Genomic DNA, 20,104 nt, shown 5'->3' with positions numbered 1-20,104 from the left:
GCTGGTCTCCATGACCTCTCCCGATCCCGCGATCCGCGACATCATGCGCGATGCCCAATGGCTGGCCCATCGCTACGATCCGGGGCATGACGCAGTCCATATGCGGCGGGTTCCCCGCGCGCGACATGGCGACATTCCGTTCCTGACCGACGAGCATCTGGGGGAGGCGGAAGCGCCGTTAGTATTGCGGCTGGCTGACGCCATGGCGCATATGCCGCCGCGTGCGCCGCTCCATTTCCTGTTTCATTCCGCCTATTGCTGCTCGACCTTGCTGGCCGCCGCGCTCGATATTCCAGGCGTTGCGATGGGCCTGAAAGAGCCTGTGCTGCTCAACGACCTGATCGGCTGGCGACATCGCGGGGCAAAGGGGCCGGATGTGGCGCGGGTGCTGGACGCCAGCCTGCATCTGCTTGCCCGCCCCTTCGGCCCAGGCGAGGCGGTGGTGATCAAGCCCTCGAACCTCATCAATCCGCTAATCCCTGCAGTTATGGGATTGCGACCCGATGCCTGCGCGCTCCTGCTCCATGCCCCACTGGAACCCTATCTCGCCTCGATCGCGCGCAAGGGCATGTGGGGGCGGCTCTGGGTACGCGACCTGTTCCAGAAGCTGGCGCGCGAAGGGATGATCGAGCCGCTGGGCATAGCGCCCTCCGACTATCTGGGCCTGACCGATATTCAGGTCGCAGCCGTCGGCTGGCTGGCGCAACAGCGTCAGTTCCAGACGCTGTGCGATCAACTGGGCGCGCGGGTCGCCACGCTGGACAGCGAAACGCTAGTGGCAAGACCGGTCGAGAGTTTGGCCGCACTCGCCCGCCTGTTCGGGCTGGCGCTGGACGATGCAGCGGTCGCCGCAATCGCCAGCGGCCCGGTCTTTGCCCGCAACGCCAAAAATGGTGCAACCTTCACACCGGGCCAACGCGCGGAAGCGGCGCAGCGCGGGCTGGAGATCCATGCCGACGAGGTCGCCAAGGTTGCCCATTGGGCCATGGTGCTGGCGGACAATGCCGGGATTGCGATGTACCTGCCCCGGCCACTGATCAACGGATAGAAGCACGTCGATCGGTTCGCCCTGAGCCAATCGAAAGGGACATTCTTCTTAAAAAGGACAAGGCTTTGACGGCTTAGCCCGAGCGGCTGCTTCCCGTGGCCGTAGATGGCTGCGTGTGGATGCATCTCCGCTCCACGCCCACCCATAGAAAAAGGGCCGGTGTCGCCACCGGCCCCTTTTCTTTCTTGCCTGATCGAAGGATCAGAAGCGCAGCTTGGCAGCGACCGTGTAGCGGCGGCCCAGCGCGTCGTAGGTCGACGGATAGACGTTACCGCTATTGTAGCTGGTCGAACCAATGGTGTTGCCAACCACCTTGGGCTGGTTGTCCAGCAGGTTCTGCACGGTCATGGTCAGCGTGACCTCGTCCGAAACATGGAAGCGGCTGGTCAGGTCGAAATAATGTTCAGCCGGGATACGGTTGAAATCGACTTCCTTGCCGTTCAGCGTGCCGACGAATGCATCGCCATCCTCATATTTCACGCCGTCGATATAGCGCCACAGCAGCGACAGATCAACCGAGTCAAACGAGAGGGTGTTACGCACCGACCAGGACAGCTTGGGCTGGATCGAGGCGCAGTTGACGCTGTAGAGGCCAACGCATTCGCGGTTGACCGACGTCGGGGTCGCCTGGAAGGTCGAGCTGTTGGTCCAGTTGCCGTTGGCGCTAAGCGCCCACTTCGCGAAACCGACATCCTTCTGATAGTTCAGCTGAACGTCGATGCCGTCCGTGGCCAGCTTGCCCAGGTTCGACAGCGACTGCGGCAGACCACCCACGACAGCAGCTTCACCGAACAGTGCGCCGGTCGACGGATCGCGACGGATGCCGGTGCAAGCTGCGTCCGAAGCGCTGGCAGCCGTGATATTGTCGAAACAGGCCGAAATCACGTCATCAGGCGTCGGGAAGGTGATGGCACCCGAAATCTTGATGTTGTAATAATCGACCGTCAGGCTGAAGCCTGGCAGCGCTGCAGGCTGCAGCGACACGCCCAGGCCCCAGCTGTTCGACTTTTCCGGGCCGAGGGCAAGGTTACCGCCACCGGTGGAGTTTACCTGGCCAGCCGGATCGTTGATGATCGAACCAAGCTGAGCTGCTGTTGCGCCTTGAGCAATACAGACAGCCGCCAGATTGGCGTTCTGGGTCGGCGCAACGCCGGCGCAGGGATCGCTGTCGAGGTTGGTCAGCGTGGTGTTCACTGGAGCGAACAGTTCTGCGATGTTCGGGGCACGAACCGCACGCGAATAGTTGCCACGGAACTTGATGCCGTCAACCGGCGTCCAGTTACCGGCCACCTTCCATGTGGTCGTGTTGTAGCCCGAACCGCCATCAACCGTGTAGTCGGAGTAGCGGATGCCCGCTTCCAGCGTCAGATCCTGGAAGAAAGGCTTGTCCTGCACCAGCGGCAGAATGATTTCGCCATAGGCTTCATAGACGTCATAGCCGCCGTCGATGTTCGGGGCCGCACCGCCGGCACCGCCCAGATCGCCCGACTGCGAGAGCAGATCGGATTCCTGGCTGGCGCCATATTTGCGATATTCGCCACCCAGCGCGAAAGCCAGGCTATCGGTGCCGAAAGGCGAAGCAACGCCGAAGTCACCGCTGACGGTGCCCTTGACCTGTGCCAGCGACGTCTTGGTCGTGACCTGGCTGTTGGCCGTCAGAAAGGCGTTCTGCGCCGCATTGATCGAACCGTCCGGGCCGAACAGGTTGAGCGGAACGCAACCATTGGTATCGGTCAGGCAGGTCGCGGTGTTGGTCGCCAGCAGCGCCTGACGGACGCGCGAGTTCAGCCAGTAGCCCTGCTGGGTCTGAACGTTCTCGGACTCGCCATAGCTACCCGACAGGTCCCAGTCGATCGAGTCGGTGATGCCACCGCGTGCGCCGATGCGATAATCGAAGAAGGTCGTGGTGAAATCGGAGATACGCGGACCCAGTTCGGTCGCACGACGCGATACGGTGGTCGTCGCAGTACGATAGTTGGGGTCGCTCGGGTTTGTCGCTGTCGCTGCGGCGTCGCACTGTGCCTGAGAGTAGAGCGCTGAGTAGCCTACGCCCGGGTTGGTGTCGAAGGCGCAAAGAGCATTACGCTGTACCGCAGACAGATAAGGGTTGCTAAGCGGGACGGCCACCGAGATGCCGAACGCGCCAGACGGGGCGATAATGGTGCTGACGGTGTTCTTCGAGAAGATGCCGCGCGAATAGACTTCCACCGCGTCGCTGACTTCGTAACGGCCTGCGCCGTACATGTTGAAGCGCTCAAACGGCGTCTGGAAGATATTGAAGGGGTTGAAGTTGTAAGCGTCGAACGCCGAGGTGGGGCGGAACGCACCGCCAGCAGCGGTAACCTGACGGTTGCCCTGAACGGCGTTACAAGCTGGCTGTCCATCAAGGCCGCAACCGGTCGTGATCGAATCGGCACCGGTCGTGTTGACGTTGGTGAAGCGCGAGGGGGTCGACGTGCCCGAACCGCCGCCCAGGCCGCTGAAGGAGTCGATCGAAACGTCGGAGAAGGAACGATCGCCCTGATAGACCGGGTCGGACTGCTGATAGCCGACCGAGAAGACCACGTTACCGCGGCCATCGTCGAAATTGGCACCCAGCGTCAGGTCGGCGCGGACGTAATGGCCGTCGGCTTCTTCGGTCAGCTGGTTGGCGATATTCGCTTCCAGACCGGCAAAGTCGGACTTGGTGACGAAGTTGACGACACCCGAAATGGCGTCCGCACCATAAGTGGTCGAAGCACCACCGGTCAGCACGTCGACGCGGTCGATCAGGGCCAGCGGGATGTTGTTAAGGTCGAAACGGCCGTTCAGTTCGGCAGGCACCAGACGGTTGCCGTCGATCAGGACGATGTTGCGGTTGGAACCCAGGCCGCGCAGGTTGACGAACGAAGCACCGCCATTGCCGTTGTTGACGGCCGAACCGATGCTGGGAACGATGCCCGGAATTTCGCGCAGAATTTCTTCGGCGGTGTTGTTCTGCTTCAGTTCGATCTGGTCGGCGGTGGTCGCCGTCACGGGGGTCGAACGCGCCAGATTGGGGTTCTTGATCAGCGACCCGGTGACGATGATGGTGTCGCCCATATCGGCTTCGGCAGCCTGCGGCGCATCCTGTGCGAATGCGGCGGTCGCGATCAGCGACGCGCCCAGAATCGCCGGTGCGGCGCTGGCACGCAAAAGTGCCCTCTTGGAAAATGTCTTCACGGTCCAGTCCCTTGCTCTGGAGGCTGGCAGATGGCCTGCCACTATGATGTACCTATGGGGGGACATGGTGCCCGACAGCGATCCCCCCATATGGATGGCCGGAAACTGCGCGGGGTTAAGGGCGCTGTAAAGCCGGGGAAAAGGGCATTCACCGCTTTTGGATGCCCCTGTATCATAAATGCAACATGAACGTGGCATGACTGTTTTACGGCTGATTAGCAACATAATTTCACGGTGATACAACAGGATGAAGCAATCATATCGCGTGATGCAGCAGTGCAGGCCTATTGTGACACCATGTGCGTCCTACCGGGCTGGCCATGCGCATATTGACCTTGCCTCTGGCGGGTGCATGGTAGGGGAACAAACTGTTCGACGCGATGGAGAGACGATTTATGACGGGCTTGCGCGCACTGTTTTTGCTTGTTCCGCTCTGCGTCGCGGCCCAATCTTCCGCCGCGCCGCAGCGCCAGCAGCCGCGGCCTGAAATCTTCACCGACCTGCTCCAATGCCGTACGATCACGGTCGATGCCGAACGGCTCGCCTGTTTCGACCGGCAGGTCGGCGCGATGGATGCCGCGGCGCAACGCGATGAAGTGGTGGTGCTGGACAAGGGCGAGCTGAACAAGACGCGCAAGACTCTGTTCGGCTTTTCCTTCCCCAAATTGCCCTTCCTGGGCGGCGGTGATGACAGCAAGGAGGAGGCGCAGGCGGAGGAAGGCGTCACCCATATCCAGGCGGTGATCGCATCGGTACGCAGCCTGGGCTATGGCAAATGGCAGATCGGGCTGGAGGACGGCGCACAATGGATCACGACAGAAGCAATGACCGCGCGTGATCCCAAGGTCGGCCAGCCAATCGAACTGAAACGCGCCGCCATGGGCAGTTTCATGGGCAAGGTCGACGGTGGCCGCGCTGTGCGGATGAAGCGGATCAGCTAGGCCGATGGGGTGACTATCCGTTCGGCATCGGTCCCGCGAGCAGCAGCGGGTCGATCCGCGCGTCATTCCACTTCATCCCCCAATGAAGGTGCGGCCCGGTCGCGCGGCCCGTCGCGCCGACCGCGCCGATGCGTTGCCCCTGCGCCACATGATCGCCCATCTTCACGTCGATCCGCGACAGATGGAGGAAAGCGCTGCCCAGGCCGTGGCCATGGTCGATCATCAGCAAATGCCCCTCCAGCGTGAACGGTTTGTCTACAGCGGCCAGGACCACCACACCATCGGCAGGTGCCACTACCGCCGCGCCGGTCGCACCTGCAATGTCGACCCCGCCATGATAGGCACCCGGCGTCCCCTGATAGACACGCTGCGATCCGAACAAGCCGGACAGGCGACCGGTACGTGGCCAGATGAAGCGCTGTCGCCAGCCCTGGGCGTCGGTCACCACCGCGCGCGCGGCCGCGATCTGTTCCAGTTCCGGTTTGCGCAGCGCGAGAAATGCCTCCGTGCTTTTGGTCGGGCGCATCGGCGCATTGATCCGCTCGATCCGCCAGGCGCGGGGCGCAATGGCGATAGGGCGGTCAACCGTGCGGCCATCGGCCAGCCGGGCGACCAGCTGCGCGGTCGGCCCAGCGTCGCGATCGAAGGCGATCAGGAACCGGCCAGCGCCGTCGATCGGGACCAGCTTTCCATCCAGCATCAGCGCCACCGTGCCGGTCGGCGCAGTTCCCAGCAAAGCGCCGCCCTGCGTCATTGGTCCGGCAATCGTGAAATCCACCCGCGTCTGCACGGGCACGGCAGCCACCGATGGTCCGGCCAGCGCGATCAGCAGCGCCGCCGCCGCCCAGCGCCTCATCGCCCGCCGGTCGCCTTGATCTCGGCCCGCGCGGACGCTTGTGCATCGGCATAGGGTTCCTGCCGCGCGATGCTCCAGTAACGGAGATCCTCCAGCGCGATTTTCTGGCCAGTCACGGCGCACAGCACATGGTCGCCCGCCTGCAACACGCGGAAACTATAGGCCATATAGTGGAGCCGGGCGACGCGATCGCTGTTGGACATCAACATGGGTCAGCCTTTCTGGCGTTTCACGAAAACAGATCCTGCTGCGGCATTTCGTCCGCACCACGCGGCTTGCGCGCCGGGCGTGACACAGACGATATAGCGGATGGGCCGGGCTTCTCAAGCGAGGCCGCGCTGCCCCCGACCGTCGCATCAACCGTCCCATCCCTGAAATGCAGCGTCACAGCACCCGCCGCCTGCGCCGCAGCGACCGACTGGACCAGCCGCCCGCCCGCCATCACCCGCGCATAGCCACGTGCCAGCGGCAGGTCGGGATCAAGCGAGGCGAAATGGCGCGACACCCGGTCGAGCGCCGTCGCCCTATCCCGATACACCCGCGCCAGATAGTCAGGGCGCGGGCGCAACCGGTCGAGCCGCTCGGTCGCCCGCTGGAGATATTGCTGGAGCAGCGCGGGCCGCAACGCGCCGCCTGCCTGCCCCAATTGCGCACGCGCGTCCGCAATCCGGTGGCGCAACCCGCTGCCCAGCGCATCGGACAGCTGGTCGAGCCGCTGCCGCTGGGGTGCCAGCAGCATGTCGGGCGTCGGCATCAGCCGCGCCTGCATTGCCAGCCTTTCCCTCGCCTGACCCGCCCCGCGTCGCACCGCCCGTCCGGCGCGCAGCCCCATCTCGCCCAGCATCGCCAGCAGTTCCGCCCGCACCGGCACCGCCATTTCCGCCGCTGCCGTGGGCGTGGGCGCGCGCATGTCGGCGGCATAGTCGCACAGCGTCGTGTCGGTCTCATGCCCTACCGCCGATATGATCGGGATCGAACAGTCGGCCACCGCCCGCACGACAATTTCCTCGTTGAAGCTCCACAGATCCTCGATGGACCCGCCGCCGCGCGCCACGATCACCAGATCGGGCCGGGGCAGCGGCCCGCCATCCGCCATGGCGCTGAATCCGCGCACGGCGCGGGCAATCTGCTCGGCAGCCCCCTGCCCCTGCACCAGCACCGGCCAGACCAGCACATCGGTCGGGCAGCGATCCGCCAGCCGGTGCAATATGTCGCGAATCACTGCGCCAGTGGGCGACGTCACGACGCCGATAGTGCGCGGCAGGAAGGGCAAACGCCGCTTGCGCTCCGCCGCGAACAGCCCTTCGCCCGCCAGCTTCGCCTTCAGCTTCTCCAGCAACGCCATCAGCGCGCCTTCGCCCGCCAACTCCATCCGTTCGATCACGATCTGATATTTGGAGCGGCCCGGATAGGTGGTCAGCTTGCCGGTGGCGATCACCTCCACCCCGTCCTGCGGCGCAAAGGCCAGCCGCTGCGCTCCGCCTTTCCACATCACCCCGTCCAGCACGGCATTATCGTCCTTCAGTGCCAGATAGAGATGCCCGGACGCCGCCCGCTTGAACCCGGAAATCTCGCCACGCAGCCGGACATGGCCGAAGCGATCCTCGACCGTGCGCTTGAGCATCCCCGACAATTCGCTGACCGACAGCGGCGGCGCGTTGTCGCCCGCGCGTTCCTCCGCTAACAGGCGGCCCGAACTGTCATAGGCATCATATTCCGGGGACATGGGCGACATGAACATCCTTTTGCTTGGCGGCGGCGGCCGCGAACATGCGCTGGCGTGGAAGCTGGCGCAATCGCCCCGGCTCGATACGCTCTACGCTGCGCCGGGCAACCCCGGCATAGCCCAGCACGCGACATTGGTCGACCTTGCCGCGACCGATCATCGCGCGGTGCTGGATTTCTGCACCCGCCATTCGATCGGGCTGGTCGTCATCGGCCCGGAAGCGCCGCTGGTCGATGGTCTCGCCGACAATCTGCGCACAATGGGCGTGCCCGTGTTTGGTCCCAACAAGAAGGCCGCCCAGCTTGAAGGGTCCAAAGGCTTCACCAAGGATCTGTGCAAGCGCGCCAATATTCCGACCGCCGCTTATGTCCGCGTCACCAGCAAGGACGGCGCCATCGCCGCGCTCGACGATTTCGCGCTACCCGTCGTTATCAAGGCGGACGGGCTGGCCGCGGGCAAGGGCGTCATCATCGCCGAAACCCGCGCCGAAGCGCTCGACGCGCTCGACACCATGTTCTCCGGCGCATTCGGCGCGGCGGGCGAGGAAGTGGTGCTGGAAGAATTCATGACGGGCGAGGAAGCCAGCTTCTTCGCGCTGACCGACGGCACCGCCATCCTGCCCTTCGGATCGGCGCAGGATCACAAGCGCGTCGGCGATGGCGATACCGGACCCAATACCGGCGGCATGGGTGCCTATAGCCCCGCCCGCGTCCTGACCCCGGACCTGGAAGCCCAGGCGATCGAAACGATCATCAAGCCCACCGTTGCCACCATGGCGGCCGAAGGGATGCCCTATTCCGGTGTCCTCTATGCCGGGCTGATGTTGACCGACCAGGGGCCAAAGCTGATCGAATATAATGCCCGCTTCGGTGACCCGGAATGTCAGGTGCTGATGATGCGCTTCGACGGCGATCTGGTCGATCTGCTGCTCAGCGTCGCGCAAGGGACGCTGGCGGGACAGGGTCCGGTCGAACTGGCCAGCCGCACCGCGCTGACCATCGTCATGGCCGCCAACGGCTATCCCGGCACGCCGGACAAGGGCGGCGCGATCCAGGGCATCGACGCTGCGCAGGCCGGTGGCGCGCTGGTGTTCCACGCCGGGACCGCGGATCAGGACGGCGCGCTGGTCGCCAATGGTGGCCGCGTCCTTAATGTGACCGCGACCGGCGATACGGTCGGCGCGGCGCAGGCAGCGGCTTATGCGGCGGTCGACGCGATCAACTTCCCCAGCGGTTTCTGCCGCCGCGACATTGGCTGGCGCGAAGTCGCGCGCGAACAGGCATGAAGCCTTGCCGATCAGGGCGATGCGTCCCTAAATAGCGACGGCATATTCATAGAAGGCGACGCGCGATGCAGGAATTTTTCATGGACTATGGCCTGTGGCTGCTGATCGGGCTGCTGGTCATTATTGGCCTCGTCTTTCTGCTGTCCGGCAAGGACAAGGCGCGGGACGTTGCACAGGACATCGCGCCGACCCCGCCCGCACAAACGCCGCCTGCCCCGTTTGTGGAGCCGGTGGCCGCTGCCCCCGTCGTCGCGCCGGTCGAACCGGTGGCCCCCGTCGCAGCCCCCATTGCCCCCATCGCAGTTGAACCGACACCAGCGCCAGAACCCGTACCGGTGTCCCCCGCCATCACGGCCGTCCCCGAAGGCGAGGACGACCTGCTCCGCCTCAAGGGTGTAGGGCCAAAGCTCAAGACATTGCTCATCGACCTCGGCGTCACCCGCTTCGCCCAGATCGCCGCCTGGACCGACACGGATCTCGCCGCGATCGACGCCAGGCTCGGCAATTTCAAGGGCCGCCCGATCCGCGACCAATGGATCGACCAAGCCAAATATCTCGCCGCAGGCGACATCGCTGGATTTGAAACCAAATATGGCAAGCTGTAGTGCGCGCCTAACCCCCGCCCAATATCTCCCGCGCGCGCGGCGCAAGGCGCTGGGTGGCAGCGACATGGATGCCGGGCGCCGCGCATAGAAGGCCAAAGGCGGTGGGCCGGGGCCGGTTGAACAGCAATGGATCGCCCAGCGCATCGGTCACCGTCGCGCCCGCCTCCTGACAGATGATCGCGGCCGCCGCTATGTCCCACTCATTGCCCCAGCGCACGGTGGCGACCAGATCGGCCTCGTCCGCTGCCACCATCGCCATGCGCAGCGCAATGCTGTTGGGCTTTTCCACCGTCACCAGATCGCGGTCGATGCGCGGCAATTGTTCGGCCGGAACCCGCGCGCCCGCCAGACTGTCGCGCGTGCCGGCACGCAGCGTCCGTCCGTTGCGCGTCGCCCCCTGCCCGGCCTGCGCGATCCAATATTCGTTGCGGGCAGGCGCTGCGAGAATCCCCAGCCGCACCGCGCCGTCCTCCACCAGCGCCACCGACACTGCCCAGCCCGGCCGACCGCGCAGATAATCGCGCGTGCCGTCGATCGGATCAACCACCCACACTCGCGACATGCCCAGCCGATGCACGGTATCGGCGGTCTCCTCCGACAGCCATCCCGCCCCCGGATCGATCGCGCCAAGCGATGCGCGCAGCAGGCCGTCCACTTCCAGATCGGCCTCGCACACCGGGTGGCCCGGCACTTTTTCCCATTGCCGCACGCGCGTCTCGCCGCCCGCCCACAGCGTTAGCGCATGATCGGCCGCGTCCGACACGGCCGACACGATTGCGCGCAGGTCGAGTTCAGCCCCCGGCAACGGTCATCCCGTCGACGCGCAGCGTCGGCACGTTCATCGCATAGCGGAAATGCAGGTCGTTGGCGGGGATGAGCGATCGGAACATCGTTTTCAAATTGCTGGCGATGGTGATTTCCGACACGGCATGGGTAACTGCGCCATTTTCGATCAGAAAGCCCGCCGCCCCCCGGCTATAATCTCCGGTGACGCCATTGACGCCCATGCCGATCAGTTCGGTGACATAGATGCCGCGCTTCACATCCGCCATCAGGTCGCCGGGCGATATGCTGCCCGCTTCCATATGGACGTTGGTGATGCTGACGCCCGGCGCGCCGCTGCCGCCCCGGCTGGCATGGCCGGTCGGTTCCTGCCCCAATTGCCGTGCCGACGCGCTGTCCATCAGCCAGCCGGTCAACACACCCTTGTCGATCAACGCGCGCCGCTCGACCGGCAACCCCTCGCCATCGAACGGGCGCGAACGCAGCCCGCGCACCAGCAACGGATCGTCGATGATGGTGACGCCCGCATCGAACAGCGCCTCGCCCAGCGATTCGAGCAAAAAGCTCGACCGCCGTGCAATCGCGGGGCCGACCATCCCGCCGATCAGATGCCCCAGCAGGCTGGAGCCGATGCGCGGGTCGAAAATCACCGGCATGACGCCGCTATCCACCTTGATCGGGTTCAGCCGCGCTACTGCGCGCTGGCCCGCCCGCACGCCGATCGCCTCGGCATGGTCCAGATCTTCCAGATGACGCACGCTATGGCTGGCATGGTCGCGCTGCATGTCCGATCCTGCGCCCGCCAATACGCTGGCCCAGGTCGAATGGCTGGTCGCGCCATAGGCACCGGCAAAGCCATGGCTGGTCGCCAGCGCGACCTGGCTGCGACCGCTCGACGCGCCGCCGCCTTCGCTGTTGGTGATGCCAGGCACGGCGCGCGCCGCTTCCTCCGCGATTCGCGCGCGTTCGCGCAGCGCGACGGGTTCCGGTTCCTCGCTGTCGGTCAGGTCCAGCGCGGGCGGGCGCTTCTTCATCAGCCGGTCCTGCGGGGCGAGGCCCGCATAGGGATCTTCCGGTGCCTCACGCGCCATCGCCACCGCGCGATCGACCAGCGTGCCAAGGGTCGCCGGATTCATGTCCGACGCGGAAATGCTGGCCGACCGGTTGCCGATGAATACACGCAGGCCGATTTCCTCACCCTCGGACCGTTCGACATCCTCTAGCGCGCCCAGCCGCACCGACACATTGGTCGATGCGTTACAGGCGTAAATGGCGTCGGCTGCATCCGCTCCCGCCTTGCGCGCGGCGCTCACCAGATCCTGCGCGCGCGACTGGGCTTCTTCTAGGCTGAGCATGGAGGCAAGCTATTCCCGAAACGACAAATGGAGTGATCGGCCTTACGCGCTTGGCTCACGCGGAGCAACGCCCGCCAGCCAGCGGTCGAGCAAGTGCCACGCGACCGCCATGTGCGGCGGGGCGATGAAGGGCGCATCCGGCTCCCCGGCCATCGCCGCGCGCACGCCATCGGCGTCGCACCAGAAGGCGTCCTCAATCTCGGTCGCGTCCAAAGTCAGCGCGTCGCCGCTCGCCTGCGCGATGCAGGCGATCATCAGCGACGATGGGAAGGGCCAGGGCTGGCTCATCACATAGCGCACATCATGGACGCGGATGCCCGCTTCCTCGAACAATTCGCGCGCCACTGCCTCCTCGATCGTCTCGCCCGGCTCGATAAAGCCCGCCAGCGCCGAATAGCGCCCCGGCGGCCAGGCGTGCTGACGGCCTAGCAGCACTTTGCCGTCAAATTCCGCCAGCATGATCGACACCGGATCGACCCGCGGGAAATGCTCGGCCTTGCAAATGCCGCACTGGCGCGCCCAGCCTGCCTTGACCGGCTCCGTCGCCTCGCCGCACACCGCGCAGAAGCGATGCCGCGCGTGCCAGTGCAACAGGCTGCGCGCCGTGCCATAGAGCGCCAGTTCCTGCGCCGACACCTGCCCCACCAGCCCACGGCTGCGCGGCGTCGCCCCCGCGCCACCGGTCAGTTCGGCCAGCAGGCGCGCGAAGATTGGTCGCCCCGCCGGATCGACGCCCAGCAGCACATGATCCTTGACCCGCGCGTCAATCTCGATCGGTTCCAGCAGCAGCGCACCATCGACCTCGACCGGCTCCAGCCCGTCGAGCACCAGCCGTCGCGCCGCCGGATCGGCGAATGTCTCGGCCAGCAGCGCCGGGTTGGTACGGATATGGTCCACACGATCGAGCGTGCCGCCCACAAAGCCGGGCGGCTCGTTGCGCTGAGGGTCAGTTCCGTGCATCCTCGTTCTTCTCCTTCAACACCGCCTGCGCCGCGCGAGCAAAAAGGGTGGGCAGCCCGGCTTGCGCGATGTCCGCCACCGGCCACCATTCCCCCGCACCGGGCGGAACATGATCCTGCCCCACATGGGTCGTGTGAACGCCAAGCGCCAGTGAGAAATGGGTAAAGACATGCGCGACCGGCTCCGCCAGCGTCCGCCAGTCAGCGGCAAAGGGCGGCGTTGCGTCGGGATCGACGCTCCAGTCCGAACTCGGCAGCGCCCGCATCCCGCCCAGCAAGCCCTTGTCCGGGCGGCGCACCAGCCAGACATGCCCGTCCGCCCGCTCGATCCACCAGCCATGGCCGGTCCGGTGCGGCCGTGCCTTCTTCACCGCCTTGACCGGATAGGCGGCGGGATCAGCCGTCCGCACCGCCGCGCAATCCGCCCGCAACGGGCAGATGCCGCACGCCGGATTGCGCGACGTGCAGATGGTGGCACCCAGATCCATCATCGCCTGCGCAAAATCCCCCGCCCGCGCATCCGGCGTGATCGCGTCCGCCGCCGCGCGGATCACCGGGCGGGCGGCAGGCAGCGGGGTCGCAATCGCAAACAACCGCGCCACCACCCGCTCGACATTGGCGTCCACCACCACCGCGCGCCGCCCAAAGGCGATCGCAGCCACCGCAGCGGCGGTATAGGCACCCACCCCCGGCAGCGCGCGCAGCCCCTCCTCGCTATCGGGAAACAGCCCGCCATGATCGCGCACCACTACCCGCGCGCAGGCCAGCAGGTTGCGGGCGCGGGCATAATAGCCCAGCCCAGCCCAGGCCGCCATCAGGTCCGCATCATCCGCCGCCGCCAGCGCCTCCACGGTCGGCCAGCGCGCGGTGAAGCTGGTAAAATAGGGGCCGACCGCCGCCACCGTCGTTTGTTGCAGCATCACTTCGGACAGCCACACCCGATAGGGATCGGCCGCATTGGCACCGGGCGGCGCACGCCAGGCCAGGCGCCGGGCGTGGACATCGTAATGGGCCAGCAGGTCGGCTGCTATTTTTACCCCGTCTTTTACCCCGCCATTTATCATGTCACCCTCGACGCGCATGGCGGCGCTATGCCATGGTGCGGCCCATGACGGAACGCCCCCCGACGCCTAAAGTAAAAAGCCGCGCCATTCCCCCGGCAGAACGGCCGCGCATCAACGGATCGCGGCGAATCGCCGACCTGATGCCCGACATTGGGCGCGCCGCCTTCCGCAAATTCGGCTTCGTCCAGTCCAGCATTGTCACCCGCTGGTCGGAAATCGTCGGCAGCCATTATGCCAGCATCTCCGCGCCCGAATCGATCCGATTCCCGGTCGGGCAAAAGGCTGGCGGCACGCTGCAACTCACGGTCATGAGCGGCCATGCGCCGATGGTGCAGCATATGCTGCCCGACCTCATCGAACGGGTGAACCGATTCTTCGGCTATGCCGCCGTGGCCAAGGTGGCGATGCGGCAGGGTGAGATCATGCCCACCCCCGCCGAACGCCGCCCGCCGCCGCGCAACCTCAAACCCATTCCGGTCGAACTGGGCGATTCGCTGCGCGACATTGGCGACCCCGAACTGCGCACCGTGCTGGAATCGCTGGCGCAGGGGCTTGCCAACAGTAGCGGCCTGCCCAAAATCGGCTAATTATTCTGTTAAATATTCGGCTGGCGTTCATGGCCAGTCGTTCAGTGGACTTGTCTCATGAAAAAGCTGCTCCCACTTGCTCTCTTCGCCCTTCCCGTCGCCGTCATCGCCGCACCTGCCGCCAATTGGGTCAGCCGTGTCACCATCTCGGCGATCGGCGGCCACGCCATGGGCAATCCCGCCGCGCCGACCAAGCTGATCGAATATGTGAGCTACACCTGTAGCCACTGCGCCCATTTCGTCGGCGAAGCGAGCGCCCCGCTCAAGGCCAATTACGTCAAAGGCGGCAAGGTCAGCGTCGAAGTGCGCAATGCCGTGCGCGACAAATATGACCTGACCGCCGCGCTGCTGGCCCGCTGCGGCGGCCCGGCCCGCTTCATGGGCAATCATGAGGCATTGTTTGCCAATCAGGATGCGTGGATGGACCAGCTCCAGACCTATGACCGCGACGCCACCAAGCCGACCGAGCAGATCGCCGCGCTGCGCGACATCGGCCAGAAAACCGGCCTTTACACGCTGATGGTCAAGCGCGGCTACACCCCAGCCCAGCTCAACGCCTGCATCGCCAGCCCCATGGCGATGAAGCAGATCATGGCGATGACCGACGAGGCGTGGAACAAGGTGAAGATCAGCGGCACGCCCGGCTTCACCGTCAACGGCACGCTGGTCGCCGGATCGGACTGGGGCAAGCTCCAGGCCGCATTGCCCCCCGCCGCGCGCTGATCTAAAACACCCGTCATCCTGCCCATAATCGGAGCCTTGCCCGTCGTGAAAGCCCTTTCCGGTGTTGCCCTTATCGCCCTGTCCCTGACCCTTGCTGCCTGCGGCAAGAGCGAAGAGGGGGCCAAGCCCAGCGGCGAATCCATCGCCGCTGTCGCACCGCCCGCCGGAGCAGTCTGGTCGGAAACCATCGCGGAAACGCCTGAGGGCTATTATCTTATGGGCAATCCGGCAGCCAAGTTGAAGCTGGTCGAATTCGGCTCCTATACGTGCAGCCATTGCAAGGATTTCTCGGCCGAGGCGTCGGAGGAGATCAGGAAGCTGGTCGATACCGGCAAGATGAGCTTTGAATTCCGCACCTATGTCCGCGACCCGATCGACATTTCGACCGCGCTGCTGGCCCGTTGCGGCGGCAAGGATATTTTCTATCCCCTGTCCGAACAGTTTTTCGCCAACCAGAATGCCATGTTCGAGAAAGCGCAGGCGCTGGGCGACCAACCCTATCAGGCGCTGATGAGCGCACCCCCGGCGCAGCGCTTCGGCCAGCTGGCCAGCGCTCTGGGCCTCGTCGATTTCGCCAAGCAGCGCGGCATTGCAGAGGATCAGGCGAAACAGTGCCTGGCCGACACTGCGTCAGCCGAAAAGCTGGCCAAGGGCGTCGAAACTGCCAACAGCCAGTATCAGATCAGCGGTACCCCCAGCTTCCTCATCAACGGCGTGCTGGTCGACAATGTCGCCAACTGGGCGGCGCTCCTGCCCAAGCTCAAGGAAGCAGGCATCTGATTGCGCGTCGGGGGGCGGACATCAGCGCCTGAGCGCATAAGGGCCGGGGCGGCACGCTGCGCCGGCACGTCTCTGGTCTGTGCCTGGCGCAGCCAACAAAAATGCAAATAAAGCGGCTCAAGCTCTCCGGCTTCAAAAGCTTCGTCGATGCGACCGAATTGCGCATCGAACCCGGCCTGACCGGCATCGTCGGTCCCAATGGCTGTGGCAAGTCCAACCTGCTTGAAGCGATCCGCTGGGTCATGGGCGAATCCAGCGCCAAATCCATGCGAGGCGGCGGCATGGAAGATGTGATCTTCGCAGGCACCGCCACCCGGCCGCAACGCGACTTTGCCGAGGTCTCGTTGCTCACCGTGCAGGAGCAGGGCGAATTGTTCAGCGCCGTGGATGTCGGTGCGGACGGCGAACTGGAGGTTACCCGCCGGATCGAACGCGGCGCGGGCAGCGCCTACAGAGCCAATGGCCGCGACGTGCGCGCCAAGGACGTGTCGCTGATCTTCGCCGATGCCGCCACCGGCCCGCACAGCCCGGCGCTGGTCAGCCAAGGGCGCATCGCCGCCGTCATCGCCGCCCGGCCGCAGGAACGGCGCGCCATGCTGGAGGAAGCGGCGGGCATCGCGGGCCTCCATGTCCGGCGCAAGGACGCCGAACAGAAGCTCCGCGCCGCCGAAGCCAATCTCGCCCGACTGGCTGAAATATTGCTCGATATGGACGCCCGCGCCAACGCGCTGCGCCGTCAGGCCCGCGCCGCCGAACGCTATATCCGCCTGTCCGACCAGATTCGCGTTGCCGAAGCCCGCACCCTCTTTGCCCGCTGGCGCGAAGCCCATGCCAGCGCCGAAGCTGCCCGTGCGCAGGCCAAGGAAGCCGACGCCGCCGTCGTCGCCGCGCAGGAGACGCAACTGGCCGCCGCCGCACACGCCCAGGCCGCACTCGCCACGCTGGCCGACTGCCGCGCCGCCGCCCAGCGCGCGCGCGATGACGCCAGCGAAGCGGGCCACCGCCTCGCCACGCTACGCACGCAGCGCGACGGCGTCGTCCGCCGGCTGCATGATCTGGCCCAGCAGGCCGCCCGGCTGGAGGAAGATCGCGCCCGCGAAGGCACGCTCGCCAACGACGCCGCTGAAGCCATCGCGCGTCTCACCGGCGAAATCGCGACGCTCAAGGCCCGGATCGCCGAGACCGAAAAGCTGCGTCCCGATTTCGCCAGCCGCATTGCCAGCGCCGAAGATGCCGCGCGTGATGCGGAACTGGATCTGGCCAAGGCGATGGCCAGGCAGGCCGGTGAACAGGCCGAATTGCGCGTGGCGGAAGCCGCGCTGGTCGCCGCGCGCAGCCGTCTGGAACGCGCAGAACGCGAGGTCCAGCGGTTGACGAGCGAAGCCGCCGCCCTGCCCGACCCGGCCCCGCTCGAAACCCAACGCGCCACCGCCATCGCCGCACAACAACAGGCCAGCGCCGCCCGCGACGACGCCGAAGCCGCGATCCACGCTGCCGAGGCCGCGCGCCAGTCCGCCAGCGAGCAACGCGCCACAGCGCAAGCCGCGCTTTCCGCCGCCAGCGCCGCGCTGGCCGCGCTAGATAGCGAAGCGGCGGCGCTCAAACGCGCGGTGGACAGCGGCCCCGGTGGCCGTAGCCGCGCGCTCGATCAGCTCAAGGCCGCGCCCGGCTATGAACGCGCACTCGCCGCCGCGTTGGGCGATGATCTGGAAGCGCCGATCGCCACGGACGGCAAGCGCCGCTGGGCAGGCGCGTCCTCGCTGCCCAGCGACCCCGCCCTGCCCGAAGGCTGCGCGCCGCTCGCCGCCCATGTCACCGCTCCGCCCGAACTGGCCCGCCGCCTTGCCCAGATCGCGGTCGCCGACACGGACGAGGGCCAAGCGCTTGCCGTCGGCCAGCGCCTCCTCACCCGCGACGGCCAGTTGCGCCGCTGGGACGGCTATGTGGCGACCGAAGGCGGTGCGGCGGCCGCCGAACGGCTGATCCGGCTCAACCGGCTGGAGGCGATCGCCGCCGCCCGCCCCGCAGCGCAGGCACAGGTCGATGCCGCCAACACCGCACAGCAGGATGCCATGGCGCGAGAACGGCGCGCCAGCGAAGCGCTCGCCGATGGCCGCACCCAAATCGCCCAGGCCGACCACAATTTGCGCACCGCGCTCCGTACGGCCGACGAGGCAACCACCGCGCTCGAACGGCTGGCGGGACGGCGCGAAGGGATAGAGGAACGGCTGGTCGAGGCCCGGCGCGATGCCGACACCGCCCGCGCCGACCATGACAGCGCGCAGTCCGCCCGCGCCGCCATGCCTGACGGGGCCAACACGCGCGCACTGGTCGCCGCATTGGCGCAGGCGAGCGAGAAGGCGCGCGCCGCCGTCAGCCAGTTACAGGCCGATCAGGCTTTGGCCGACCGCGCCCTGGCCAGCGACCGCGAACGGCAGGCCGCCGTCGATGCAGAGATCAAGGGCTGGCGCGCCCGCGCGGGCGAAGCGGCCAAGCGCATCGCCGCCATGGTCGCGCGCGGCGAGGAGACAGCGACCGAACGCGCCGCGATCGCGGACCAGCCCGACGCGCTGGCACAGGCCATCGCCGCGCTGGACGATCAGGGCGTCAGCCTCATCGCCGCCGCCGATGCCGCCCGCCGTGCCGAACAGGACGCCGAAGCCGCCTTGCGCCAAGCCGAACAGCGAGCCGCACATAGTGGTGAAATTTTTGCCGCTGCCCGCGAAGCCCGCGCTACCGCCATAGCCCGCGCCGAATCCGCCGACGAACGGCGGATCGAAACCAACCGGCTGTCGGGCGAACGCTTTGAATGTCCGCCGCCTTTGCTGCCCGAAAAGCTGGGTTTCGCCAGCGCCGACATACGGATCGCCCAGACCGAACAGGCCGATCATGACCGCTTCAGCGTCGATCGCGAACGGATCGGGCCGGTCAACCTCGTCGCGGCGCAGGAACTGGAGGAACTGGAGCAGGTGCAGGCCAGCAGCCGCGCTGAAAGCGAGGAACTGACCCAGGCGATCCACCGCCTGCGCGGATCGATCGGCAGCCTCAACCGCGAAGGGCGCCAGCGCCTGCTGGCCGCGTTCGAGGCGGTCGACGGCCATTTCCGCCGCCTCTTCACCACCCTGTTCAATGGCGGGCAGGCGCATCTGGAACTGATCGACAGTGACGATCCGCTGGAGGCGGGGCTGGAAATCATGGCCCAGCCGCCGGGCAAGAAACTTGCCGCGCTGACCCTGTTATCGGGTGGCGAACAGGCGCTTACCGCCGTCGCGCTGATCTTCGGCCTGTTCCTGACCAACCCCGCCCCCATCTGCGTACTGGACGAAGTCGATGCGCCGCTCGACGACGCCAATGTCGAACGTTTCTGCGACCTGCTCGACGCGATGGTGGCGCAGACCCAGACCCGTTACCTCATCGTCACCCATAACGCCGTCAGCATGGCCCGGATGCACCGCCTGTTCGGCGTCACCATGGTCGAACGTGGCGTCAGCCGCCTCGTCTCGGTCAACCTCCAGAGCGCCGAGGCGCTGCTGGCGGCGGAGTGATTTTTGTAGTTACAAAAATGCTTGACGAATTTCTGTAGTTATGCAAAATGGGCGGGCGAAAGGCAAAGCGCTCCAAATTTAAGGAACGTATTTCGCCATGAAAATTAGCTTCGATCCAGCAAAGCGATTGAAAACCCTGCAGGAAAGAGGACTGGATTTCGCCGACGCCGCACAGGTTTTTGATGGGCCGATCTTGACGAGGGAGGATGACCGGTTCGATTATCCCGAACCTCGGTTCCAGACGTTTGGCTTAGTAAACGACCGCCTTGTGATGATGGTCTGGTCGCCGACTGAAGAAGGGATGCGCGTCATCTCGATGAGGAAATGCAATGACCGAGAGCAGAAAGCCTATGCCCGCAGACTGGGATGATGATGACATCCCGGAATGGACGGAAGAGATGTTCGATCAGGCCGAATTTCGGATTGGCGACAAGATCATTCGCCCCGGCATCGGCCCTATTGCAAGACCCGGCCGCCCCAAATCCAGCGATCCCAAGCAGCAGGTCACCCTCCGCCTAGACGCCGCCGTGCTGGACGGTTTCCGCGCCACCGGGCCGGGCTGGCAAAGCCGGATCAACGCCGAACTGCGCAAGGCGCTCGGCCTGTAGGGCTTGGGCCTTTACCTTGCTCCGTTCGTTTCGAGCGA

At 65.8% G+C, this 20,104-nt stretch carries 18 protein-coding genes; 10 read left to right on the top strand and 8 right to left on the bottom strand.

The genetic code is table 11. The annotated features are described in order from the left end of the window. The first annotated feature begins 10 nt into the window (after positions 1-10). Positions 11-1,048 carry a hypothetical protein gene (locus EBBID32_RS20360; protein WP_006966005.1) on the top strand — a complete coding sequence of 346 codons (1,038 nt, stop codon included), beginning with the start codon at positions 11-13 and terminating at the stop codon, positions 1,046-1,048. 201 nt (positions 1,049-1,249) lie between these two features. Here EBBID32_RS20360 and EBBID32_RS20355 read toward each other — a convergent pair whose 3' ends face one another. Next, entirely contained in the window at positions 1,250-4,249 is a 3,000-nt protein-coding gene (locus tag EBBID32_RS20355; RefSeq protein WP_006966003.1) for a TonB-dependent receptor domain-containing protein, read from the bottom strand. Positions 4,250-4,644: 395 nt separating this feature from the next. On the opposite strand from EBBID32_RS20355, the gene EBBID32_RS20350 reads away from it, so the two are divergent. After that, positions 4,645-5,190 carry a hypothetical protein gene (locus EBBID32_RS20350; protein WP_006966000.1) on the top strand — a complete coding sequence of 182 codons (546 nt, stop codon included), beginning with the start codon at positions 4,645-4,647 and terminating at the stop codon, positions 5,188-5,190. Positions 5,191-5,203: 13 nt separating this feature from the next. Here EBBID32_RS20350 and EBBID32_RS20345 read toward each other — a convergent pair whose 3' ends face one another. From EBBID32_RS20345 to xseA, 3 genes are read right to left on the bottom strand one after another with little or no spacing between them, the layout of a single operon-like run. Further along, positions 5,204-6,046 carry a M23 family metallopeptidase gene (locus EBBID32_RS20345; RefSeq protein WP_006965998.1) on the bottom strand — a complete coding sequence of 281 codons (843 nt, stop codon included), beginning with the start codon at positions 6,044-6,046 and terminating at the stop codon, positions 5,204-5,206. Further along, on the bottom strand, positions 6,043-6,255 hold the full coding sequence (locus EBBID32_RS20340; RefSeq protein ID WP_006965996.1) for a DUF2093 domain-containing protein: 213 nt from the start codon (positions 6,253-6,255) through the stop codon (positions 6,043-6,045). The genes EBBID32_RS20345 and EBBID32_RS20340 overlap by 4 nt, the downstream gene beginning before the upstream one ends. Positions 6,256-6,275: 20 nt before the next feature. Then, a complete protein-coding gene (xseA, locus tag EBBID32_RS20335; protein WP_037492211.1) occupies positions 6,276-7,772 on the bottom strand; it encodes an exodeoxyribonuclease VII large subunit in 1,497 nt (498 codons plus the stop codon). A gap of 7 nt (positions 7,773-7,779) precedes the next feature. Here xseA and purD point away from each other — a divergent pair, with 7 nt between their 5' ends. Both purD and EBBID32_RS20325 read left to right on the top strand, forming a co-directional pair. Next, complete coding sequence (gene purD, locus EBBID32_RS20330; RefSeq protein WP_006965992.1) at positions 7,780-9,057, top strand: phosphoribosylamine--glycine ligase; 1,278 nt, start codon at positions 7,780-7,782, stop codon at positions 9,055-9,057. Positions 9,058-9,122: 65 nt separating this feature from the next. Further along, positions 9,123-9,662, top strand: coding sequence for a hypothetical protein (locus EBBID32_RS20325; RefSeq protein WP_006965989.1), 540 nt, complete (start codon positions 9,123-9,125; stop codon positions 9,660-9,662). Positions 9,663-9,669: 7 nt separating this feature from the next. On the opposite strand, the gene EBBID32_RS20320 is transcribed toward EBBID32_RS20325, so the two are convergent. From EBBID32_RS20320 to EBBID32_RS20305, 4 genes are read right to left on the bottom strand one after another with little or no spacing between them, the layout of a single operon-like run. Then, positions 9,670-10,467 carry a 3'(2'),5'-bisphosphate nucleotidase CysQ gene (locus EBBID32_RS20320; RefSeq protein WP_006965987.1) on the bottom strand — a complete coding sequence of 266 codons (798 nt, stop codon included), beginning with the start codon at positions 10,465-10,467 and terminating at the stop codon, positions 9,670-9,672. After that, positions 10,454-11,800, bottom strand: a complete 1,347-nt coding sequence (locus EBBID32_RS20315) for a TldD/PmbA family protein (RefSeq protein WP_006965985.1) — start codon at positions 11,798-11,800, stop codon at positions 10,454-10,456. Before EBBID32_RS20315 ends, EBBID32_RS20320 begins: the two co-directional genes overlap by 14 nt. A gap of 42 nt (positions 11,801-11,842) precedes the next feature. Beyond that, on the bottom strand, positions 11,843-12,760 hold the full coding sequence (gene nudC, locus EBBID32_RS20310; protein WP_006965983.1) for an NAD(+) diphosphatase: 918 nt from the start codon (positions 12,758-12,760) through the stop codon (positions 11,843-11,845). After that, on the bottom strand, positions 12,747-13,841 hold the full coding sequence (locus EBBID32_RS20305) for an A/G-specific adenine glycosylase (protein WP_006965981.1): 1,095 nt from the start codon (positions 13,839-13,841) through the stop codon (positions 12,747-12,749). Before EBBID32_RS20305 ends, nudC begins: the two co-directional genes overlap by 14 nt. A gap of 26 nt (positions 13,842-13,867) precedes the next feature. Between EBBID32_RS20305 and EBBID32_RS20300 the strand changes: the two genes are divergently transcribed. The 6 genes from EBBID32_RS20300 (at position 13,868) to EBBID32_RS20275 (ending at position 20,066) form a co-directional block, all read left to right on the top strand. Beyond that, entirely contained in the window at positions 13,868-14,410 is a 543-nt protein-coding gene (locus EBBID32_RS20300; protein ID WP_037492208.1) for a DUF721 domain-containing protein, read from the top strand. A 57-nt stretch (positions 14,411-14,467) separates the two neighbouring features. Further along, positions 14,468-15,133 (top strand): thioredoxin domain-containing protein, encoded by a 666-nt coding sequence (locus tag EBBID32_RS20295; RefSeq protein ID WP_006965977.1) that lies wholly within the window; start codon positions 14,468-14,470, stop codon positions 15,131-15,133. 45 nt (positions 15,134-15,178) lie between these two features. Continuing rightward, positions 15,179-15,913, top strand: coding sequence for a thioredoxin domain-containing protein (locus EBBID32_RS20290; RefSeq protein WP_006965974.1), 735 nt, complete (start codon positions 15,179-15,181; stop codon positions 15,911-15,913). Between the two features lie 101 nt (positions 15,914-16,014). Next, positions 16,015-19,458 (top strand): chromosome segregation protein SMC, encoded by a 3,444-nt coding sequence (smc, locus tag EBBID32_RS20285; protein WP_006965972.1) that lies wholly within the window; start codon positions 16,015-16,017, stop codon positions 19,456-19,458. 97 nt (positions 19,459-19,555) lie between these two features. Then, positions 19,556-19,828, top strand: coding sequence for a BrnT family toxin (locus EBBID32_RS20280; RefSeq protein ID WP_006965970.1), 273 nt, complete (start codon positions 19,556-19,558; stop codon positions 19,826-19,828). Then, positions 19,788-20,066 carry a BrnA antitoxin family protein gene (locus tag EBBID32_RS20275; protein ID WP_440590969.1) on the top strand — a complete coding sequence of 93 codons (279 nt, stop codon included), beginning with the start codon at positions 19,788-19,790 and terminating at the stop codon, positions 20,064-20,066. Before EBBID32_RS20280 ends, EBBID32_RS20275 begins: the two co-directional genes overlap by 41 nt. Positions 20,067-20,104 lie beyond the last annotated feature (38 nt).

Source organism: Sphingobium indicum BiD32, from assembly GCF_000382885.1.
GTDB classification, from domain to species: Bacteria; Pseudomonadota; Alphaproteobacteria; order Sphingomonadales; family Sphingomonadaceae; genus Sphingobium; species Sphingobium japonicum_C.
This window is presented reverse-complemented; position numbering and strand designations above follow the sequence as displayed.